The organism is Pseudooceanicola marinus (assembly GCF_002786295.1).
GTDB lineage: Bacteria > Pseudomonadota > Alphaproteobacteria > Rhodobacterales > Rhodobacteraceae > Pseudooceanicola > Pseudooceanicola marinus.
Genome location: NZ_PGTC01000015.1, coordinates 18,557 through 38,803, shown reverse-complemented (window position 1 = coordinate 38,803; position 20,247 = coordinate 18,557). Strand labels below are relative to the sequence as shown.

The following is a 20,247-nucleotide window of genomic DNA, read 5'->3' as shown; positions in this document are numbered from 1 at the left end:
ACCCGATTGAAACCGATTCCCCGCTTGGCTTGGGCCAGATCCCAGCGAAGGGCGACGAGATGACATCCCCCTATGACCAGGCCCCTCCCTCGGCTTTCTGGAGCCGTACCGCCGCCCGGCGCGCGGCCGACGAGGTGGCCGATTTCTACCAGCCCCGGCACCGGATCACCCGGGCCGATCCCATCGCCACCGCCGGATCCTGCTTTGCCCAGCACGTGGGCCGCACCCTGCGCGAGCACGGATTCAAGGTGCTGGATGCCGAACCGCTGCCGCCTATCGTGCCGCGCGACATCGCCCAGACCTGGGGCTACGGCCTCTATTCCGGGCGCTACGGCAACATCTACACGATCCGCCAGATGCGGCAGCTGCTGGAGGAGGCCTTTGTCGACCGGCGGCCCACCGAGCGGGTCTGGTCTGGCTTCGGCGCCGCCGAGGGGCGGTTCTTCGATGCGCAGCGCCCGGGCGTCGATCCCGGGGGCCTGCCCGATGCGGCAACGGTTCTGCGGCACCGTGCCTTCCACCTGTCCCGGCTGCGAGAGCTGTTCACCAAGGCGCGGCTGCTGGTCTTTACCTTCGGCCTCACCGAGGCCTGGATGAGCGCCGACGGCGCCACCGTCTTTCCCACCGCGCCGGGCACCCTGGCCGGGGAATATGACCCCGCGCGCTACCGCTTCCACAACTTCCGCTTTGCCGAGATGGTCGAGGATTTCCTCGCCGTCCGCAGCCTGCTGCGCGGGCTGGCGCCCGATTACCGCTTCCTGATCACCGTCTCCCCCGTGCCGCTGACCGCCACCGCGACCGACCAGCATGTGGAGGTCGCCACCAGCCGCTCGAAGTCCCTGCTGCGCGCCGTCTGTGCCGAACTTTACGAGACGCTGGAGGATGTCGACTATTTCCCCAGCTACGAGATCATCACCGCCCAGGCGGCGCGCGGCAGCTTCTATCGCCCCAACCTGCGCTCGGTCTCCGAGGAAGGGGTGGCCACCGCCATGGGCGCCTTCCTGGCTGCCCAGACCGGCGAAGGGGCCGTCCCTGCGGCCCAGCGCGCCCCGGGCACTCCACCCGGCCCGACCCCAGCCAGCGACGAGGATGTGATCTGCGAGGAAATGCTGTTGGAAAGGTTCGCCGGACAATGACCCAACCAACCGCCCCGCCGCGCATCCTGGTCCTGGGATCCTCCCATACCGTCGCTCTGAAGGAGGGGCATGCCCGCCTGCCCGAGGAACTGCGTGCGGCGCTGGACGTGACCTTCTTCGCGCTCGGGGGCAGCCTGATTTCCCACTACACCGTCGATGCCGCCGGCCAGTTTCGCCTGCGCGACGACGTTGCCCCGGCGCTGGCCTCGCAATGTCGCGAACAGGCCCGGGCGATCAATGACGGCACCGAGGAGGTCGATCTGGCGCCCTTCGACGTGATCTGCCTCGCGGGCACCTTCAACGGGCTGGACCCGATGATCCGCCTGCTGCCCCAGGTGGGGGTCGACGGCATGCACGACCCCGACACCGCCGCCGCGCGCGGCACCCTTCTGTCGCCAGAGGCCCTGGAGGGGATCGCGGCGCGGATGATCGACCGGGCGATCCCGGCCTGGGATTTCACCGCGCTGGCGGGCAAGCGGCTGTTCGTCATGGCCCCGCCCCTGCCCTTCGAGAAGGTCCTGCGGCCGGAGGTCGGCGGGCGCCTTGGGGCCCAGATCACGGAAGAGATCCGGGCAAACCCCGCCTATGTGCCCTGTATCCAGGCCTACCTGGCCGATCTGACCGAGGCCCTGCAGGCGCGCGCCGGGATGACCCTGCTGCCGCAGCCGCCCGAAACCCTCTCTGCGCATGGCATCCTGTCTGCGGACAGCTATGCCGACGGGGCGAAGCGGATCGGTGGCGGCGACCAGCCCGACCGCGACTTCCTGCACGGCAATGCCCGTTGGGGAGAGCTGTTCTGGACCCGTTTCGCCCCGCTCTGCGCCGCCGCCTGAGATCAGGGTGCATCGGTGGGCCAAGCCTGCGCGCGCCCGGCCCCATCCCGACGCCCCGGTCACCCGGAAACCAAAAGCGCCCGCTGAGGCCTCACCCTGGCGTTATCCCGTCCCGGCTCAGCCGCTGCTGCTCGACCGCCGAAAGGCGCGCCAGGGCGGCGGCCTCATCCCCGCCGCTTTCCGCCAGGGCGCGGGTGTAGACGCGCCGCACCGACCGGGCCGACCAGGGCAGCGCGGCCTCGGCCAGCCAACCACGCAGGACGGGAGGCAGTTGGTCAAACTCCGTCATAGGGTCCGTCGCCCGCCGGCGCCGCGCCAGCCCCGTGCGCAGGTTGCCATCCGCGCACTGCCGCATCTCCCTCTGTCGTCCGCCCATGGGTTTCGCCTGCCTCATCCGGCCCGGCGCCAGCCGGGGAAGGGGTCGGGCAGGCCCGCCCAGGCCTTCGGCGTGAAATCCTCATCCGGCATCAGGGCGGCATCCAACGCCGCGGTGATCGCCGCGCGGTCCAGACCCGCCCCGATGAACACCAACTCCTGCCGTCGATCGCCCCATGGCTCGGCCCAGTGCTGCGCCAGGTAGGCCCGGCCCTGCGGGTGGTCGGGCCGCCGCGCCTCGGGCACCGTCGCCCACCACTGGCCCAGAGGGGCCACGCGGCTGAGCGCGCCCGCCAGCGAGAACTCCGCCAGCCAGTCGGGGCGGGTGGCGATCCAGAAATGCCCCTTGGCGCGGATCACCCCCGGCAGCGGCCCGTTCAGCACCGCGTGCAGCCGTTCCGGGTGGAAGGGTCGCCGGGCCCGGTAGACGAAGGAGCTGACGCCGTACTCTTCGGTCTCGGGCACATGGTCGGAGAAACCGTAAAGCTCCTTCGCCCAGAGCGGATGGTCGTGGGCCGTCTCGAAATCGAAGAGCCCAGTGTCGAAGATCCGCCCCTGGTCGACGCGACCGAAATCCGTTTCCAGGATCTGCGCATCGGGGTTCAGGGCGGTGACGATGGCCCGCGCCGCCGTTAGCCGGTCGGGACCGGCATCGCTGACCTTGTTCAGCACCACCACGTCCGCGAACTCGATCTGATCGACCAGCAGATCGACCAGCGTCCGGTCGTCTTCGTCGCCCAGGCTTTCGCCCCGGTCGCGAATGAAGTCATGGCTGGAATAGTCGTTCAGCAGGTTCACCGTATCGACCACGGTCACCATCGTATCCAGCCGCGCCACGTCCGACAGGCTGTCGCCGGCCTCGTCGCGAAACTCGAAGGTGGCGGCGACGGGCAGCGGCTCGGCGATGCCGGTGGATTCGATCAGCAGGTAGTCGAACCGCCCCTCGGCGGCCAGGCGGCGCACCTCGGTCAGCAGGTCATCCCGCAGGGTGCAGCAAATGCAGCCGTTGGTCATCTCGACCAGCTTCTCGTCCGTATGGCTCAGCGCCGCCTCGCCGCCGCGCACCAGGTCGGCGTCGATGTTCACCTCGGACATATCGTTGACGATGACGGCGACGCGTCGCCCCTCGCGGTTGGTCAGCACGTCGTTCAGAAGGGTGGTCTTGCCCGCCCCGAGGAAGCCCGACAGCACGGTGACGGGCAGGCGCGGGTCGGCAGGGGCGGAGGCACTGGAGGGCGCGCGCGGCATTTGGATCTCCCGATTAACGTTATCGTATAACATTACATACCCAGACCCTCCCCCGGACTGCAATCCCTCATTGATCCGCTCAGGCCTCCGGTGCGTACCCTTGCCATGGAAAACGCTCTTATCCTCGGCGCCTCGGGCGGGATCGGCGCGGCGCTGGCCGCGGCACTGGAAACGAACGGCACCCGCGTCACCTGCCTGTCGCGCAGCGCGGACGGCTTCGACGTGACCGACGAGGCCTCGGTGTCGGCACACCTGGGCGCGCTCGACCCCGGCTTCGACCTGATCTTCTGCGCCACCGGCGGGCTGCAGATCGGCGACCATGGGCCTGAAAAGGCCCTGTCGCAGCTCACGCCGGAGGCGATGGCGGCACAATACGCGCTGAACTGCATCGGCCCGGCGATGGTGCTGAAACATTCCACACGGCTGCTGCCCCGCAACCGGCCTGCGCGTTTCGCCGCGCTTTCGGCCCGGGTCGGGTCCATCGGGGACAACCGGCTGGGCGGCTGGACCAGCTACCGCGCGGCGAAGGCGGCATTGAACCAGGTGATCCGCTGTGGCGCGGTGGAACTGGGCCGCACCCACCCCCAGGCGATCTGCGTGGCGCTGCACCCGGGCACCGTGGCCACGGATCTGACGCGCAGATACCTGGGCCGCCATCCGTCTGTTTCGACCGAAGAGGCCGCCCAGCGTCTGCTGTCGGTCCTGGCCGGGCTGACCGCCGCCGACTCGGGAGGCTTCTTCGACCAGCACGGCACACCCGTGCCGTTCTGAGCCCGCGCCGCGCCCTCACTGAATTGGCGTGACCCGCTTCCTCGCTTGCGCTATCAGACCCGCGCAAGATGCGAGGAGTTCCCATGTCCGCCCACGGCGCCCCCAAACCGATGACCGCCCGCGCCTCCGGCCCGCTGCAGGGCGAGGCCCATGTGCCCGGCGACAAGTCCATCAGCCACCGCGCGCTGATCTTCGGCGCCATGGCCGTGGGGGAGACCAATATCTCCGGCCTGCTGGAAGGTCAGGACGTGCTGGACACCGCCAAGGCGATGCAGAGCTTCGGCGCCACGGTGGAAAATCTCGGCGACGGCAACTGGCGCGTCCATGGGGTGGGCACCGGCGGCTTTGCCGAGCCCGATCACGTGATCGACTGCGGCAACTCCGGCACCGGGGTGCGGCTGATCATGGGCGCGGTGGCGACCTGCCCGATCTCGGTCACCTTCACCGGCGATGCCTCGCTGAATTCGCGCCCCATGGCACGGGTCACCGATCCGCTGGCCCTCTTTGGCACAAGGGCCGTAGGTCGCGCGGGCGGGCGCCTGCCGCTGACCCTCGTGGGTGCGCAGAACCCGGTGCCGGTGCGCTACACCACCCCCGTCCCCTCGGCCCAGGTGAAATCCGCGGTGCTGCTGGCGGGCCTGAACACCCCCGGCGAAACCGTGGTGATCGAGAAGGAGGCCACCCGCGACCATACCGAGCGGATGCTGGCGGGTTTCGGCGCCCAGATCTCCACCGAAGAGACCGACGAGGGTCACGTCATCACCCTGAAGGGCCAGCCCGAGCTGAAACCGCAGACCATCGTGGTCCCGCGCGATCCCTCCTCGGCCGCCTTCCCGGTCTGTGCCGCGCTGATCACGCCCGGTTCCGACGTGCTGGTACCCAACATCGGGTTGAACCCGACCCGCGCGGGCCTTTTCACCACGCTGAAGGAAATGGGCGCCGACCTGACCTACGAGAACCTGCGCGAAGAGGGCGGCGAGCCGGTGGCCGATCTGCGCGCCCGTTATTCGCCCGCGATGCAGGGGATCGACGTGCCCCCCGCCCGCGCCGCCTCGATGATCGACGAATACCCGGTGCTGTCGGTCGTGGCCGCCAATGCCACGGGCACCACCCGGATGACCGGGGTGAAGGAGCTGCGGGTGAAGGAAAGCGACCGGATCGACGCCATGGCGCGCGGGCTGCGCGGCAACGGCGTGACCGTGCGCGACGGCGAGGACTGGTGGGAAGTCGACGGCATGGGCGCGGGCAAGGTGCCCGGCGGATTCACCTGCGAGACCTTCCTCGACCACCGCATCGCCATGTCCTTCCTCTGCCTCGGCCTGTCGACGCAGGCGCCGGTAACGGTGGATGACGCGGGTCCCATCGCCACCTCCTTCCCCATCTTCATGGATCTCATGCGCCAGCTCGGCGCCACGCTGGAGTGAACCGGAGCGCCGGTCTTCGCTGGTCCTCCCTCGCGGTCGCGGGCCTTGTCTTGCTCGCGACAGCCTGGCTCTCTTCTGCCCATGCCCCACAGGGCACTTCAGACCTCGACGCCTACGTGCTGGAAGTCAGCGCCCCCTTCGTGACGATGCTGTCTCCGCCCGGCCCCATGCCTGCGTCGATGGGCGGTGCCCCCACGCCGGTGGCCGCGCTTGCCGCCGCGGGCTGGGTCGCGCTGTGCCTGTCGCTGCCCCCGTTGATGCTCCGCCCCCTGCTGGGGCGCTGCAGCGCGGTCTTCGCATTGCCCGGCGTCGCCTTCGGCATGGTGACGGGTCTCGGCTTCCTCGTCGCCCCCGGTTCGCCAACTCTGGCCCAGGGCAACCTGCCGGCATTGCTTTCGCAACTCTTCGCGTTCAATCTCCTGCTGATCCTGGGCGCAGGGCTGAGCGCCGCCGCCGCCCTGACGTTCCGTCGGCTGCGCCGTCGGTAACGACGGGACGATTCGCCCCCTTCCTCTGGCCCCGTGCAGCCAGAAGCGCTAGAAAGCAGGTCCAGAAAAGGGAACGGACATGAGCTTCACCATCGCCATCGACGGGCCGGCCGCCGCCGGCAAGGGCACGATCTCCAAGGAGGTCGCGCGACTCTTCGGGCTCGCACACCTGGACACCGGGCTGCTGTACCGGGCCACCGGCGCCCGCCGTCTGGATGGCATGGCGCCGCTGGAGGCCGCCCAGGCCCTGCGCGCCGAGGATCTGGACCGCGACGACCTGCGCAGCCCGGACGTGGCCCGCGCCGCCTCCGAAGTGGCCGCAATCCCCGAGGTGCGCACGGCCCTGGTCGATTTCCAGCGCGCCTTCGCCCGCCGTCAGGGCGGCGCCGTCCTGGACGGGCGCGACATCGGCACGGTGATCTGCCCCGAGGCGGAGGTGAAGCTCTTCGTCACCGCCAGCGATTCCATCCGCGCCGACCGCCGCTACCGCGAGCTGATCGGCAAGGGCGTCGACACCACGCCCGAAGCGGTGCTGGCCGACCTGCGCGAACGTGACGCCCGCGACAGCGCCCGCGCCACGGCGCCGCTGAAACCCGCCGCGGATGCCGTCGAACTGGACACTTCGACCATGAGCATAGAGGAAGCCGTCGCCCGCGCCTGCGAAGTGATCCGCGCGGCAATGCAGGACTAGGGCGCGCCCGCTGCCGACCCCGCCTTTTCCCTCGACCGAGACTTGGCGCGCCCCGGCTCCGGCTAGTACCCCTTCCCCCTTCCATACGCAGGCCGAAAATACTCCGGGGAGTCGCGGCCTGCCGCGACGGGGGCAGCGCCCCCGTCCCCGAGGGGTCAAAAACCGGCAACCGACAGACTGCGCCTGCCCTGTGCAAGTATGCGCAAAGCGTCCTTTTCCCTATAACATCAATGTATTGCCGCCAATCCCCCGCCCAGCGACACCGCGCGGCCCATTGAACTTGCCCGTTCGCTTCCTCAGATGACGGCCAGATATTGAAACAACGGAGCTTTCCACATGCTCAACGATGCCCTGACCTGGCGCTATGCCACCAAGAAGATGGACCCGACGAAATCCGTCCCCGAGGAGAAGGTCGCCCAGATCGTCGAGGCGATCCAGATGGCCCCCACCTCTTCCGGCACCCAGCCCTTCGAGCTGTTCGTCGTGAAGAACCCCGAGATCCGCGCAAAGCTGCGCGAGGCCGCCTGGGACCAGGCGCAGCTGACCGAAGGCTCCCATGTCCTCGTCTTCGCCGCCTGGGACAACTACACGCCTGAACGTATCGACGCCGTGCTGGCCCAGGCCGAGGCCGAACGCGGGACCAACCCCGGTCTGCAGGCCTATTACGAGCGGCTGAAATCCATGTACCTGCCCCGCCCGGCGGAGGTGAATCACGACCACGCCGCGCGCCAGGCCTATATCGCCCTTGGCTTCGCCCTGGCTGCCGCCGCCGAGCTGAAGGTGGATTCGACCCCGATGGAAGGCTTCGACGCCGCCGAGGTCGACGCCATCCTCGGCCTGCCGGAAAAGGGCCTGCATGCCGTGCTGATCCTGCCGCTGGGATACCGCGATGAAACGGGGGGCGACTGGCTGCTGCCGATGAAGAAGGTGCGCAAGCCGCTGGACGAACTGGTGCACGAGATCGCCTGACCCCAGGGCCCTGCGAGGGGTGGAACAGCCCGCCCCTCGCCCGCCGGATCAGCCCGATCCGACGCAGACCTCCGGGGCCCGCAATGGCCCGACATCAATTCAAATCACTGATAGAAAAAAATATAACCGCCTCAACAAGATTTGTCAGCATTGCTGACTGATCGGCCGTTCCCTGATCTGTCAACAAACATCCCGGCGCCTTTGCCGCTTTTTGCCTTCCCATCAGACGGCGCATCCGCTAAGGAAGGCCCCATGATGACCCAGGCCTATATCCCCACCGCACAGCGTCCGATCTCGGGCGCCGCTCTGGCTGCCGGCCTGCTTCTCCTAATCCGCCTCTGAGCGTGCCGTTTCGGCGCGACTCGCTCAGAGGACACGCCTTTCGCGCCCAGGCATCAGGAGAAAAGAGAGAGATCCCATGACATCGAACATCGTCCCCAGCGACCCCGGTCGCGTACTCATTTTCGACACCACCCTGCGTGATGGCGAGCAATCGCCCGGCGCCACCATGTCCCACGAGGAAAAGCTGGAGATTGCCCAGCTTCTGGACGAGATGGGCGTCGACATCATCGAGGCCGGCTTCCCCATCGCCTCCGAGGGCGATTTCAACGCCGTGTCCGAGATCGCGAAACTGTCGAAGAACGCGACGATCTGCGGCCTCAGCCGGGCCAACTTCAAGGATATCGACCGCTGCTGGGAGGCCGTGAAACACGCCAACTCCCCGCGGATCCATACCTTCATCGGCACCTCGCCGCTGCACCGCGCGATCCCCAACCTCGACCAGGACCAGATGGCCGAGCGGATCCACGAAACGGTGACCCATGCGCGCAACCTCTGCGACAACATCCAGTGGTCGCCGATGGACGCGACCCGGACCGAACATGACTATCTCTGCCGCGTGGTCGAGATCGCCATCAAGGCCGGCGCCACCACGATCAACATCCCCGACACGGTGGGCTACACCGCGCCGAAGGAATCGGCCGACCTGATCCGCATGCTGATCGAGCGCGTGCCGGGCGCTGACGAAATCGTCTTTGCCACCCATTGTCACAACGACCTCGGCATGGCGACGGCCAACTCCCTCGCCGCCGTCGAGGCGGGCGCGCGCCAGGTGGAATGCACGATCAACGGCCTGGGCGAACGCGCCGGCAACACCGCGCTGGAAGAGGTCGCCATGGCGCTGAAGGTGCGCCACGACATCATGCCCTACACCACCGGTATCGACACGCGGAAGATCATGAACATCTCCCGCCGCGTGGCCTCGGTTTCGGGCTTCCCGGTGCAGTTTAACAAGGCGATCGTCGGCAAAAACGCCTTCGCGCATGAATCCGGCATCCACCAGGACGGCATGCTGAAGAACGCCGAGACCTTCGAGATCATGCGCCCCGAGGACGTGGGCCTGGCCGCCACCAACCTGGTGATGGGCAAGCATTCGGGCCGCGCCGCGCTGAAGGACAAGCTCAAGCAGCTTGGCGTGGAACTGGCCGACAACCAGCTGATGGATGTCTTCACCCGCTTCAAGGACCTCGCCGACCGCAAGAAGGAAGTCTACGACGACGACATCCTGGCCCTCGTGCGCGTGTCCGACGATGCGACGCCCGACTACCTGTCGCTGAAGGAGCTGACCGTGGTCTGCGGCACCGGCGGCCAATCGGCGGACATCACCATGATGGTGGACGGCGAGGAGAAGACGGCGAAGACGACTGGCGACGGCCCCGTAGACGCGGCCTTCAACGCGGTGAAGGAGATCTTCCCGCATGAAGCCAAGCTGGAGCTTTACCAGGTTTCCGCCGTGACCAAGGGCACCGATGCCCAGGCCACCGTCAGCGTACGACTGAACGAGGACGGTCGCATCGTCACCGGCTCCAGCGCCGCGACGGATACCGTGGTCGCCTCGGTCGAGGCCTATATCCACGCGCTGAACCGCCTGATCCTGCGCCGCGGCAAGGTCGGCGCAGGCGCCGATTCGCGCGAGATCAGCTACAAGGACGTCAGCTGAGGCCCAGCCCACTGACCCCTGATGCGACGAAGCCGGCCCCGGGGCCGGCTTCTGTCGTTTCAGGGTCGCGGGATCGGCGCTCAGCCGGTCGCGATGCGGAACTCCGCCGGAACGCTTTCCTCGGCCACGGTGCGGGCATTGGGCAGGTCGTTGCCCTCGACCTTCTCCCGTGCCACGGCCTCCGGCAAGCCCAGGTCCAGCCAGCGCGCCATCAGCCGCGCCTCCAGCACCTCCAGCGGGCAACTCAGCTCCACCGTCACGTCGAAGAGCGGGCGCAGCCGGTCCCATGGGGCGCGGTTCAGCAGCAGGTAGTTGCCCTCGACCAGCAGCACGCGGGTCTCGGCCGCAATGAGGCGGGCAGAGCCGCGCGACAGATCGAGGGCCCGGTCGAAGACCGGAACTGCCAGGTCCGGGGCGCCCGGCGCCGTCAGCGCCCGAAGCGACAGGGCCAGTCCGGCGGCATCGAATGTCTCGGGCGCGCCCTTGCGCGACAGCAGTCCCCGTACCTCCAGCACGCCATTGTCGTAATGGTAGCCATCCATCGGCAGGATCTCGGTCGCCAGGCCGCGGGCGCGCAGCGCCCCACACAGCGGCTCGACAATGGTCGACTTGCCCGCACCGGGCGGCCCGGCCAGCGCCACCACCAGCCGGCCCGCCCGCGCCTCGGCGCGCAGCGCCAGCTGACCGGCCAGGGCGTCCGCGTCGGTCGCCACCGGAGCGGTCAATGCGCCCCCCGCGGGCGGAAGATCGGCGCGATCGCGTTGTAAAGCGCGACGATCACCGCGCCCAGGACAAGGCCGATCACCCCGTCCAGTGCCGCCGTCACGATCCATTCCACCGCGCCCTGCCACTGCTCGGCCACGCCGGCGGCTGCACCGACGGCGACGTGATGGATGCTCTCATAGGGCCAGTGCCAGCCCAGCTCATGCAGCCCGTGCACGATGATCGAGCCGCCGACCCAGATCATCGCCGCGGTGCCGACGATCATCAGCAGCTTCAGCAGCAGGGGCATGCCACGCACGATCATCCGGCCCAGCCAGCGGGTGATCCCCAGCCGCCCGGAGGAGGCCATCAGCAGACCCAGATCATCGGCCTTCACGATCACCGCCACGGCGCCATAGACCACAAGCGTGATGAGAACACCGGCCACCGCCAGCGCCCCGGCCTCTGTCCAGAAGGACAGGTCGGGCGGCAGGGCCGAGAGGGTGATCGTCATGATCTCCGCCGACAGGATGAAATCCGTCTTGATGGCGCCCTGAACCTTCTGCTCTTCCAGACCGATCTCGCCGTGGGTCTTCTTCTCCACCTGCTCGTCGATGTCATGGTGGGCGGGGCTGATCACGTGCCAGACCTTCTCCGCCCCCTCGAAACTCAGGTAGGCGCCACCGATCATCAGCAGCGGATAGATCAGCATCGGCGCAAAGGCCGCAAGCAACAGCGCCACGGGCAAGAGCAGCACCAGCTTGTTGAACAGCGAGCCGCGCGCGATCTTCCACACGATGGGCAGTTCGCGCTCGGCCGAGAAGCCCTGCACGTATTTCGGCGTCACCGCCGCGTCGTCGATCAGCGCGCCCGTGGCCTTGGTCGAGGCCTTCACCGCCTGTCCCACCACGTCGTCCACCGACGATGCCGCCACCTTGGCGATGGCCGCCACATCATCGAGAAGTGCCAGAAGTCCGCTCATGCCGTTCCCTCTCTGCCTCGCGCGGAAGATAGCGCGGGAGGCGGCCAGTACCACCTGAAATCGCCAGACTCTATGGACGCCGGGCGGAGGGGCACCGAATTGCCCAACCATTCCCGCCGCTTGGCCGGACCCGCTGGCCTGAGGATGCATAACACCCTTGCAGGCGCCGCGCCTGTACCTTCGCCGGATCAGGGCCTATTTCGGCGCCGGGGAGGGCAGCAACGGAGGCCCGAGATGCCGGACCAAACGCCCGAGGGAATGGAACTGACCCTCAGAACCCTGGCCATGCCGGCCGACACCAATGCCGCCGGCGACATCTTCGGCGGCTGGGTCATGTCCCAGATGGACCTAGCCGCGGCGATCCGCGCCAACGAGCGCAGCAATGGTCGCACAGTGACCATCGCCGCCGATCAGATCGTGTTCAAGAAGCCGGTGAAGGTGGGCGATACCCTGTGCGTTTACACCGCCGTCGATCACGTGGGCCGCACCTCCATGGTGATCCGGATCGAGGTCTGGGCCCGCCGTGCCTATGCCGCCGTGCGCGAGCATGTGACCGAAGCGAAATTCACCATGGTTGCCGTCGACGAAAGCGGCAAGTCGCGCCCCGTCGACCTGGCCTGAGGCCCAAGGGGGTCCGGTCGGGAGACCGCTACATCTGCCGCGCCGGCACCCCCGCGACCTTGGCCCCCGGGGCCACGTCGCGGGTCACCACGGCCCCGGCGGCCACGATAGCCCCGTCGCCGATGGTCACGCCGCCCATCACGATTGCCCCGGCGCCGATCCAGACATCCGCGCCCAGGGTGATCGGCCAGGCGATCTCCTGCCCCTCGCCGCGCAGTTTCGGGTCATGGTGGTGTTCGGGGCACAGCAGTTTCACCTGCGGGCCCAGCATGGTGCGATCCCCGATGCGCACCGGCGCGCAATCCAGCACCACGCAGCCGCTGTTCATGTAGACGTTCTCGCCCAGCGACAGGTTGAACCCGTAGACACAGTGGAACGGCGCCTCCAGGAAGGCGCTGCCGGCGTCGCCCAGCAGGGCCCGCAGCTCCGGCGCCATTGCGCCACGCGCCTCCGGGTCCATGGTGTTATGCGCCCAGCAGGCCCGCCGTGCGGGGGCGCGCAGGGCGTCGATCTCCGGGTCCATGCCGTCGTACCAGGTGCCGCCGGCGCGGAACTTCTCCAGCTCGCTGCGCCCGTCCTGGCTGATGCCCTCCTCGCTCATGTCGCCTCCGCGAAGAGGGCGGCCAGACGCGCGGCCTCTTCCTCGGTGCCGAAGGGCGTGTTGACCACGAACATTCCCGATCCGATCATGCCATGCCCCTCGCGCACGGGCGGGAAGCCCACCTCGCTGCGCAGGACCTTGGGCAGATCCAGCGCCTCCAGCGCGCGCAGCATGGGGGCATGGCGACCGTCGCGCAGGATGGGATACCAGATCACAAGAACGCCGACGTTCCAGGCCCGGTGCAGTTTCTTCACCACGTCGGGGATGCGGACATATTCCGTCTTCACCTCGTAGGAGGGATCGATCATCAGCAGGCCCCGGCGCGGCTCCGGCGGGCACAGCGACATGGCCATCTCATAGCCGTCCTGCAGGTGCACCTTCGCCCGTCGCCCCATGGCGGCCTGAAGGGCGGCGCCCTCCTGCGGGTGCAGCTCGGCCAGATGCAGGGAATCACCCTCGCGCAGCATCTCGGCGGCGATCAGCGGAGAGCCGGGATAGGCCGTACCCCCATGATCGGCCCGCACCCGGGTCAGCACCTTCACGAAGGGGTGATCGGCCGGCAGGCGGCCCGCCAGCGCGCCAACGCCCGCCGCGGCCTCCCCGGTCTTCAGCGCCTCGGCGCTGGACAGGTCGTAAAGGGCGCGACCCGAATGAGTTTCGAGGTATGTCAGGGGCTTGGGCTTCTCCGTCAGCCGCTCCAGCATGGCCGCCAGCAGGGCGTGCTTGTGCAGATCGGCGGGATTCCCGGCATGGTAGATATGTTGGTACGACAGCATGACCCCGGATACGACGCCCGTGCGCGCCGGGCAATCCCTGCCGCTTGCCCCGCTCCAAGGGCGATCACAGGGTCAGCAAATCAGGGCTTTCACGGCAAAATGGCGCTTATTCAGGCAGGAGCGCCCCTTTCCACGCGCGGCCCCTCTGAATATAAGGGCGAACGGACAGGACGCCGCCGGGGGCGCGGCGCCTGCGGGGTTACCACTATCGGGACACGACATGGGAATTTTTGACAAGATGCCGGGGCTCTTCTCCTCGGACATGGCCATCGACCTCGGCACGGCGAACACGCTGGTCTACGTGAAGGGTCGAGGCGTGATCCTGTCGGAGCCGTCGGTCGTGGCCTACCACGTCAAGGACGGCGTGAAGAAGGTGCTGGCCGTGGGCGAGGACGCCAAGCTGATGCTGGGCCGGACGCCGGGCAGCATCGAGGCCATCCGCCCGATGCGCGAAGGCGTGATCGCCGACTTCGACGTGGCCGAGGAGATGATCAAGCATTTCATCCGCAAGGTGCACAAGCGCTCGACCTTCTCGAAGCCGAAGATCATCGTCTGTGTCCCGCACGGCGCCACCCCGGTCGAGAAACGCGCGATCCGCCAGTCGGTGCTCAGCGCCGGCGCCCGCCGCGCGGGCCTGATCGCCGAACCCATCGCCGCGGCCATCGGGGCCGGCATGCCGATCACCGATCCGACCGGCAACATGGTCGTCGACATCGGCGGCGGCACCACCGAGGTGGCGGTGCTGTCCCTGGGCGACATCGTCTATGCCCGTTCCGTCCGCGTCGGCGGTGACCGCATGGACGAGGCGATCATCAGCTACCTGCGGCGCCAGCAGAACCTGCTGATCGGCGAATCGACCGCCGAACGCATCAAGACCTCCATCGGCACGGCCCGCATGCCCGACGACGGGCGCGGTGCCTCGATGCAGGTGCGTGGCCGTGACCTGCTGAACGGCGTGCCCAAGGAAACCGAGATCACCCAGGCCCAGGTGGCCGAGGCGCTGGCCGAACCCGTCCAGCAGATCTGCGAAGCGGTGATGACCGCGCTGGAGGCCACGCCCCCGGACCTGGCCGCCGACATCGTCGACCGCGGCGTCATGCTCACCGGCGGCGGCGCCCTTTTGGGCGACCTGGACCTGGCGCTGCGCGAGCAGACCGGCCTGGGCGTGTCCATCGCTGACGAAAGCTTGAACTGCGTGGCGCTTGGTACCGGCAAGGCGCTGGAGTATGAAAAGCAACTCCGCCACGCGATTGACTACGACAGCTGAGCACCCGAAGCTGAGGACCTGACAACGGGCCTCGCACGGGCCGTTTCCCTGTCTTTCTGGGGGTCCACATGGCCAAGGACAGACCACAGGACGAGGATTACATCACCCCGCTCCGGCGGCTGATCCTGTCCGTGATCGTGCTGCTGCTGATCGGGATCTTCCTGGTCTGGCGCATCGACAGCCCGCGCGTGGAACGGTTCCGCGCCGAGGTGATCGACCGCGTCGTGCCCTCGATGGACTGGGCCATGGCGCCGGTGACCGGCGCGGTGAACCTGATCCGCGATTTCCAGAGCTACCAGCGCATCGTCGAGCAGAACAACGAGTTGCGCCGCGAGTTGCAGCAGATGAAGGCCTGGAAAGAGGCCGCGCTGCAGCTGGAACAGGAAAACGCCCGCCTGCTGGACCTGAACAACGTGCAGCTGGATCCGCGGCTGACCTATATCACCGGCGTGGTGATGGCCGACAGTGGCTCGCCCTACCGGCAGTCGGTTCTGCTGAACATCGGCGCGCGCGACGGCATCGTCGATGGCTGGGCCGCGATGGACGGGATCGGCCTGGTCGGCCGGATTTCCGGCGTCGGCGACAAGATCAGCCGGGTGATCCTGCTGACCGACACCTCCTCGCGCATGCCCGTCACCATCCAGCCCTCGGGCCAGACCGCCATGGTCATGGGCGACAACACCGCCGCCCCGGCCCTCGATTTCATCGAGGACAACGATCTGGTGCGCCCCGGCGACCGGGTGGTCAGCTCGGGCGACGGTGGGGTCTTCCCAGCGGGCCTGCTGGTCGGCCAGGTGGCCGAGGACAAGGCGGGCCGCCTGCGGGTGCGCCTGGCCGCCGATTACGAGCGGCTGGAGTTCCTGCGCGTGCTGCGTCACCTGGGCACCGAAAACCTGACCCAGCCCGGCGGCATGATCCTGCCCGGGGGCAGTGCCGCCCTGCCCCCCGTGCCCGCCCCGAGCCAGGAGGGCGCGCCCGACGCCGGCGCGGCCCAGCCCGAAACCCTGCCCCTGGCCGCGGGAGGGTTGGATGGCTGACGCGATCCGCGCCTCCGCCCCCCGCCAGTGGGCCCTGCGCGTTGCCTATGCGGCGCTCTGTCTTGCGCTGATCATGTTCGCCCTGCTGCCGCTGGAAACCGTACCGCGCCTCTGGGCCGGGCCGGACCTGTTGCTGGGGCTGACCCTGGTCTGGTCGCTGCGCCGCCCGGAACTGGCGCCGCTGCCACTGATCGCGGCGATCTTCCTGCTGTCGGACCTGCTGCAGATGCGTCCGCCGGGGCTGATGGCCGCCATCGCCACCTATGTGATCTACCGCACGCAACGCCGCGCGCGCCCCATGCGCGACCGCTCCTTCCTGGCCGAATGGATGACCGCCAGCATCGCCGCCACGCTGGTCCTGCTGGGCTACTGGCTGGCGCTCGGCCTGTTCTTCCTCGACAAGCCGCCGGTGCCGGTGGTGCTGACGCAGCTTGTCATGACCGCCCTGTTCTATCCCGTCCTCGCCGCCTTCTCCTCGGCCGTCTTCGGCCTGCGTCGCGCGGCCCTGGGCGAGGTCGACAGCCTTGGACACCGGATATGAGAAGCCACCGCAACGCCCGCGATCAACAGGCCTCCGGCCGCCGCCTGACCCGCCGCGCCGCCCTTCTGGGAGGCGCGCAGCTGAGCTTCATGGGTCTGCTGGGTTGGCGCATGCGCCACCTGCAGGTGGACCAGGCCGATGAATTCCGCATGCTGGCCGAGGAAAACCGGATCAACATCCGCCTGATCCCGCCGTCGCGCGGCGAGATCTTCGACCGCAACGGCGCGGCCATTGCCAGCAACGAACCCGCCTACCGCATCACCATCGTGCGCGAGGACGCGGGCGACGTCGACGCGGTGCTGACCCGCCTGTCGCAGTTGATCGACCTGGACCCGGCCGACATCGAACGCGCCAAGGCGGAGATGGACCGCTCCGCCCCCTTCCTGCCGATCACCCTGGCCGAGCGTGTCAGCTGGGAGGACGTCAGCAAGATCGCCGTGAACACCCCCGCCCTGCCCGGCATCACGCCGGACGTGGGCCTGTCGCGTTTCTACCCGCTGGCGAAGGATTTCGCCCATGTCGTCGGCTACGTCGGGCCCGTCTCCGACTACGACCTGTCGAAGATCGAGGACCCGGATCAGCTGTTGCGCATCCCGCGGTTCCAGATCGGCAAGGTCGGGCTGGAGGCCCGGATGGAGGACGAGCTGCGCGGCTCCGCCGGCACCCGCCGGGTGGAGGTCAACGCCGTGGGCCGCGTCATGCGGGAACTGGACCGTCAGGAGGGCCAGCCCGGTGCGAACCTGCAGCTGACCACAGACGTGATGCTGCAGAACTACGTGCAGGCCCGCCTGGGCGACGAAAGCGCCGCGGCAGTGGTGATCGACACCACCAACGGCGACCTGCTGGCCGTGGGATCGGCGCCCAGCTTCGACCCGAACCTCTTCGTGCGCGGTATCTCGGTCAGCGACTACCGCGCCCTGACGCAGAACAACCACCGCCCGCTGGCAGCGAAGTCGGTGCAGGGCATCTACCCGCCTGGCTCGACCTTCAAGATGGTGGTGGCCCTTGCCGGCCTCGACGAGGGGCTGATCACGCCGGAGGAAACCTTCTGGTGCGGCGGATACCTGGAGGTGGCCAACCGCCGCTTCCACTGCTGGAAGCGCGGCGGGCACGGCCACGTCAACATGGCGCAATCCCTGCGCGAAAGCTGCGACGTCTACTACTACGAGCTGGCCAGCCGCGTCGGCATCGAGAAGGTGTCGGCCATGGCCAACCGCCTCGGGCTGGGCATTCGCCACGACCTGCCGCTGTCGGCGGTGGCCGCGGGCCTGGCGCCCACCAAGGCCTGGAAGAAGGAAGTGCGCGGCGAGGACTGGCTGATCGGCGATACCGTCAACGCCTCGATCGGCCAGGGGTTCGTTCTGGCCTCGCCGCTGCAACTGGCGGTGATGACTGCCCGCGTCGCCACCGGCCGCAGCGTCACGCCGCGGCTGATCAAGTCGATCGACGGGGTCGAACAGCCCTCCGGCTCGGGAGAGAGCCTGGGCCTGAACCCCACCCATCTGAACTATGTGCGCGACGGCATGTACGAGGTCTCCAACAGCCGCAAGGGCACCGGGTACTCCAGCCGCATCATCGCCGAGACGATGCGCATGGCGGGCAAGTCGGGCACCAGCCAGGTGCGCAACATCACCGCCGCCGAACGCGCGGCCGGCGTGACCTCCAACGACGACCTGCCCTGGGAACGGCGCGACCATGCGCTCTGGGTCGATTTCGCGCCCTTCGACGATCCGAAGATCGCCGTGGCCGTGGTGGTGGAACATGGCGGCGGCGGCTCCTCCGTCGCGGCCCCGATCGCGCGCGACATCACCCTGCAGGCGCTCTACAACGGCGATCCGCCGCTGGACGCCTACCCGGCAAAGGACCGTGACCGCATCGCCGAGCAGCAGGACCGCCTGCGCGCCCTGCGCCCCGATCTCGGCCAGGACAGCAAGAGCCGCGCATGAGCTATCTAGAGTATGCCGTAAAGACGACGCCCTCGGGGCTGCGCAAGGTCCTCTACCTGAACTGGCCTCTGGTGCTGCTGCTGACGGCGGTGGCCTCGGTCGGGTTCCTGATGCTCTATTCCGTCTCGGGCGGCAGCCTGTCGCCCTGGGCGGAGCCGCAGATGAAACGCTTCGGCGTGGGCCTGATCGGCATGTTCGTGATCGCCATGGTGCCCGTCTGGTTCTGGCGCAACGTCTCGGGCGTGGCCTACGGGCTGTCGCTGCTGCTGCTGCTCTACGTCGAATTCTTCGGCCACGTCGGCATGGGCGCGCAGCGCTGGATCAACCTCGGGTTCATCCGCCTGCAACCCTCGGAGCTGATGAAGATCGCCCTGGTGATGTTCTTGGCCGCCTACTACGACTGGCTGCCGGTGAAGAAGGTCAGCCATCCGCTCTGGGTGCTGATCCCGGTGCTGATCATCGTGCTGCCCACCTTCCTGGTGGTGAAACAGCCCGACCTGGGCACCGCCATCCTGCTGCTGACCGGCGGCGGGGCGGTGATGTTCCTGGCCGGTGTCCACTGGGCCTATTTCGCCACCGTCATCAGCGCGGCCGTCGGCCTGGTCTGGGCGGTGTTCCAGAGCCGGGGCACCGACTGGCAGCTGATCAAGGACTACCAGTTCCGCCGCATCGACACCTTCCTCGACCCGTCACAGGACCAGCTGGGCGCGGGCTATCACATCACCCAGTCGAAGATCGCCCTGGGCTCCGGCGGCTGGACCGGGCGGGGCTACATGCAGGGCACGCAATCGCGGCTGAACTTCCTGCCCGAAAAGCACACCGACTTCATCTTCACCACCCTGGCGGAGGAATTCGGTTTCGTGGGCTCGGTCTCACTGCTGGCGCTTTATGCCCTCATCATGGTCTTCTGCGTCGGCTCGGCGATGAATAACCAGAACCGCTACGCCTCGCTGCTGACCCTGGGCATCGCCACCACGTTCTTCCTGTTCTTCGCGGTGAACATGTCAATGGTCATGGGGCTGGCCCCGGTGGTGGGCGTGCCCCTGCCGCTGGTCAGCTACGGCGGCTCGGCCATGCTGGTGCTGATGCTGGCCTTCGGCCTGGTGCAAAGCGCGCATATCCACAAGCCCCGCTAAGGGCCGGGCCGCGCCCCGGCCGACCAGGCGCAGAGCGCGCGAAATAAGGGCCCGGAGCCCCTCAAACCCCTTGCTCTGCGGAGGTCCATCGCCTATACGCCGCCTGTCCGGGGCCGGAATCGGCCAGCCGGACCTGTCCCTTGTGACCCATGGCCCCGCGTCTTCGGCGCGGCCGGTCGGGACAGAGCAAGCAAACGGCGACCTGTACCTCCGCCGGGCTGCCCCTGATCCGATCAGGGCCGGGACCCGGACGAAGAGCGGAGCTCTGGGGCGGAAATGACCTTCGCGGACCAACCGCGAGCAGATAGGAGACATGCGATGGACCTGATCGCAGAACTGGAAGCGGAGCAGATCGCTTCGCTGGGGAAGACCATCCCCGACTTCAAGGCCGGTGACACCATCCGCGTCGGCTACAAGGTGACCGAAGGCACCCGCACCCGTGTGCAGGCCTACGAAGGCGTGTGCATCAGCCGCAAGAACGGCGACGGCATTGCCGGTTCGTTCACCGTCCGCAAGATTTCCTTCGGCGAAGGCGTGGAACGTGTGTTCCCGCTCTACTCGACCAACATCGACAGCATCGAAGTCGTGCGTCGTGGCCGCGTTCGTCGTGCCAAGCTGTACTACCTGCGTTCGCGTCGCGGTAAGTCGGCTCGTATCGCCGAAGTCACCAACTACAAGCCCAAATCCAACGCCTGAGGAGCCGC

The 20,247-nt window shown here is 68.1% G+C and carries 21 protein-coding genes; 15 read left to right on the top strand and 6 right to left on the bottom strand.

What is annotated here, in order from left to right; all coding sequences use genetic code 11:
- Positions 1–59: 59 nt before the first annotated feature.
- A complete protein-coding gene (locus tag CVM50_RS09420; RefSeq protein ID WP_085889297.1) occupies positions 60–1,136 on the top strand; it encodes a GSCFA domain-containing protein in 1,077 nt (358 codons plus the stop codon).
- Positions 1,133–1,969 carry a hypothetical protein gene (locus CVM50_RS09415; RefSeq protein WP_085889228.1) on the top strand — a complete coding sequence of 279 codons (837 nt, stop codon included), beginning with the start codon at positions 1,133–1,135 and terminating at the stop codon, positions 1,967–1,969. The genes CVM50_RS09420 and CVM50_RS09415 overlap by 4 nt, the downstream gene beginning before the upstream one ends.
- A 91-nt stretch (positions 1,970–2,060) precedes the next feature.
- Here CVM50_RS09415 and CVM50_RS09410 read toward each other — a convergent pair whose 3' ends face one another.
- Both CVM50_RS09410 and CVM50_RS09405 read right to left on the bottom strand, forming a co-directional pair.
- The gene (locus CVM50_RS09410; RefSeq protein WP_085889229.1) at positions 2,061–2,324 is read right to left on the bottom strand and encodes a DUF6525 family protein; all 264 of its coding nucleotides are present in this window, start codon (positions 2,322–2,324) and stop codon (positions 2,061–2,063) included.
- 35 nt (positions 2,325–2,359) lie between these two features.
- Positions 2,360–3,592, bottom strand: a complete 1,233-nt coding sequence (locus tag CVM50_RS09405; RefSeq protein ID WP_085889230.1) for a GTP-binding protein — start codon at positions 3,590–3,592, stop codon at positions 2,360–2,362.
- Between the two features lie 105 nt (positions 3,593–3,697).
- Between CVM50_RS09405 and CVM50_RS09400 the strand changes: the two genes are divergently transcribed.
- The 6 genes from CVM50_RS09400 to CVM50_RS09375 all read left to right on the top strand — a co-directional run bounded on the left by CVM50_RS09400 (position 3,698) and on the right by CVM50_RS09375 (position 9,934).
- Positions 3,698–4,363 (top strand): SDR family NAD(P)-dependent oxidoreductase, encoded by a 666-nt coding sequence (locus CVM50_RS09400; RefSeq protein ID WP_085889231.1) that lies wholly within the window; start codon positions 3,698–3,700, stop codon positions 4,361–4,363.
- 83 nt (positions 4,364–4,446) lie between these two features.
- Positions 4,447–5,787 carry a 3-phosphoshikimate 1-carboxyvinyltransferase gene (gene aroA, locus CVM50_RS09395; RefSeq protein WP_085889232.1) on the top strand — a complete coding sequence of 447 codons (1,341 nt, stop codon included), beginning with the start codon at positions 4,447–4,449 and terminating at the stop codon, positions 5,785–5,787.
- Positions 5,788–5,837: 50 nt separating this feature from the next.
- Complete coding sequence (locus tag CVM50_RS09390) at positions 5,838–6,275, top strand: hypothetical protein (RefSeq protein WP_157792163.1); 438 nt, start codon at positions 5,838–5,840, stop codon at positions 6,273–6,275.
- A 79-nt stretch (positions 6,276–6,354) separates the two neighbouring features.
- Positions 6,355–6,966, top strand: a complete 612-nt coding sequence (locus CVM50_RS09385) for a (d)CMP kinase (protein WP_085889234.1) — start codon at positions 6,355–6,357, stop codon at positions 6,964–6,966.
- A 336-nt stretch (positions 6,967–7,302) separates the two neighbouring features.
- Positions 7,303–7,935, top strand: coding sequence for an NAD(P)H-dependent oxidoreductase (locus CVM50_RS09380; protein ID WP_085889235.1), 633 nt, complete (start codon positions 7,303–7,305; stop codon positions 7,933–7,935).
- 418 nt (positions 7,936–8,353) lie between these two features.
- Positions 8,354–9,934, top strand: a complete 1,581-nt coding sequence (locus CVM50_RS09375; protein ID WP_085889236.1) for a 2-isopropylmalate synthase — start codon at positions 8,354–8,356, stop codon at positions 9,932–9,934.
- Positions 9,935–10,014: 80 nt separating this feature from the next.
- On the opposite strand, the gene CVM50_RS09370 is transcribed toward CVM50_RS09375, so the two are convergent.
- Complete coding sequence (locus CVM50_RS09370; protein ID WP_232618202.1) at positions 10,015–10,659, bottom strand: nucleoside/nucleotide kinase family protein; 645 nt, start codon at positions 10,657–10,659, stop codon at positions 10,015–10,017.
- Positions 10,656–11,618 (bottom strand): DUF808 domain-containing protein, encoded by a 963-nt coding sequence (locus CVM50_RS09365; RefSeq protein ID WP_085889238.1) that lies wholly within the window; start codon positions 11,616–11,618, stop codon positions 10,656–10,658. Before CVM50_RS09365 ends, CVM50_RS09370 begins: the two co-directional genes overlap by 4 nt.
- A gap of 234 nt (positions 11,619–11,852) precedes the next feature.
- Between CVM50_RS09365 and CVM50_RS09360 the strand changes: the two genes are divergently transcribed.
- Positions 11,853–12,239 (top strand): acyl-CoA thioesterase, encoded by a 387-nt coding sequence (locus tag CVM50_RS09360; protein WP_085889239.1) that lies wholly within the window; start codon positions 11,853–11,855, stop codon positions 12,237–12,239.
- Between the two features lie 28 nt (positions 12,240–12,267).
- Here CVM50_RS09360 and CVM50_RS09355 read toward each other — a convergent pair whose 3' ends face one another.
- Positions 12,268–12,840: a sugar O-acetyltransferase gene (locus CVM50_RS09355; RefSeq protein WP_085889240.1), complete on the bottom strand. Its 573-nt coding sequence runs from the start codon at positions 12,838–12,840 to the stop codon at positions 12,268–12,270.
- The gene (gene rlmJ / locus CVM50_RS09350) at positions 12,837–13,616 is read right to left on the bottom strand and encodes a 23S rRNA (adenine(2030)-N(6))-methyltransferase RlmJ (RefSeq protein ID WP_085889241.1); all 780 of its coding nucleotides are present in this window, start codon (positions 13,614–13,616) and stop codon (positions 12,837–12,839) included. The genes CVM50_RS09355 and rlmJ overlap by 4 nt, the downstream gene beginning before the upstream one ends.
- A gap of 220 nt (positions 13,617–13,836) precedes the next feature.
- On the opposite strand from rlmJ, the gene CVM50_RS09345 reads away from it, so the two are divergent.
- From CVM50_RS09345 to rplS, 6 genes are all read left to right on the top strand, one after another.
- On the top strand, positions 13,837–14,883 hold the full coding sequence (locus tag CVM50_RS09345) for a rod shape-determining protein (RefSeq protein WP_085889242.1): 1,047 nt from the start codon (positions 13,837–13,839) through the stop codon (positions 14,881–14,883).
- Between the two features lie 68 nt (positions 14,884–14,951).
- A complete protein-coding gene (gene mreC, locus CVM50_RS09340) occupies positions 14,952–15,920 on the top strand; it encodes a rod shape-determining protein MreC (RefSeq protein ID WP_085889243.1) in 969 nt (322 codons plus the stop codon).
- Entirely contained in the window at positions 15,913–16,461 is a 549-nt protein-coding gene (locus tag CVM50_RS09335) for a hypothetical protein (protein ID WP_085889244.1), read from the top strand. The genes mreC and CVM50_RS09335 overlap by 8 nt, the downstream gene beginning before the upstream one ends.
- Positions 16,458–18,407, top strand: coding sequence for a penicillin-binding protein 2 (mrdA, locus tag CVM50_RS09330; RefSeq protein WP_085889245.1), 1,950 nt, complete (start codon positions 16,458–16,460; stop codon positions 18,405–18,407). The genes CVM50_RS09335 and mrdA overlap by 4 nt, the downstream gene beginning before the upstream one ends.
- Complete coding sequence (rodA, locus tag CVM50_RS09325; protein WP_085889246.1) at positions 18,404–19,543, top strand: rod shape-determining protein RodA; 1,140 nt, start codon at positions 18,404–18,406, stop codon at positions 19,541–19,543. Before mrdA ends, rodA begins: the two co-directional genes overlap by 4 nt.
- Positions 19,544–19,861: 318 nt before the next feature.
- Positions 19,862–20,239: a 50S ribosomal protein L19 gene (gene rplS / locus CVM50_RS09320; RefSeq protein WP_085889247.1), complete on the top strand. Its 378-nt coding sequence runs from the start codon at positions 19,862–19,864 to the stop codon at positions 20,237–20,239.
- Positions 20,240–20,247 lie beyond the last annotated feature (8 nt).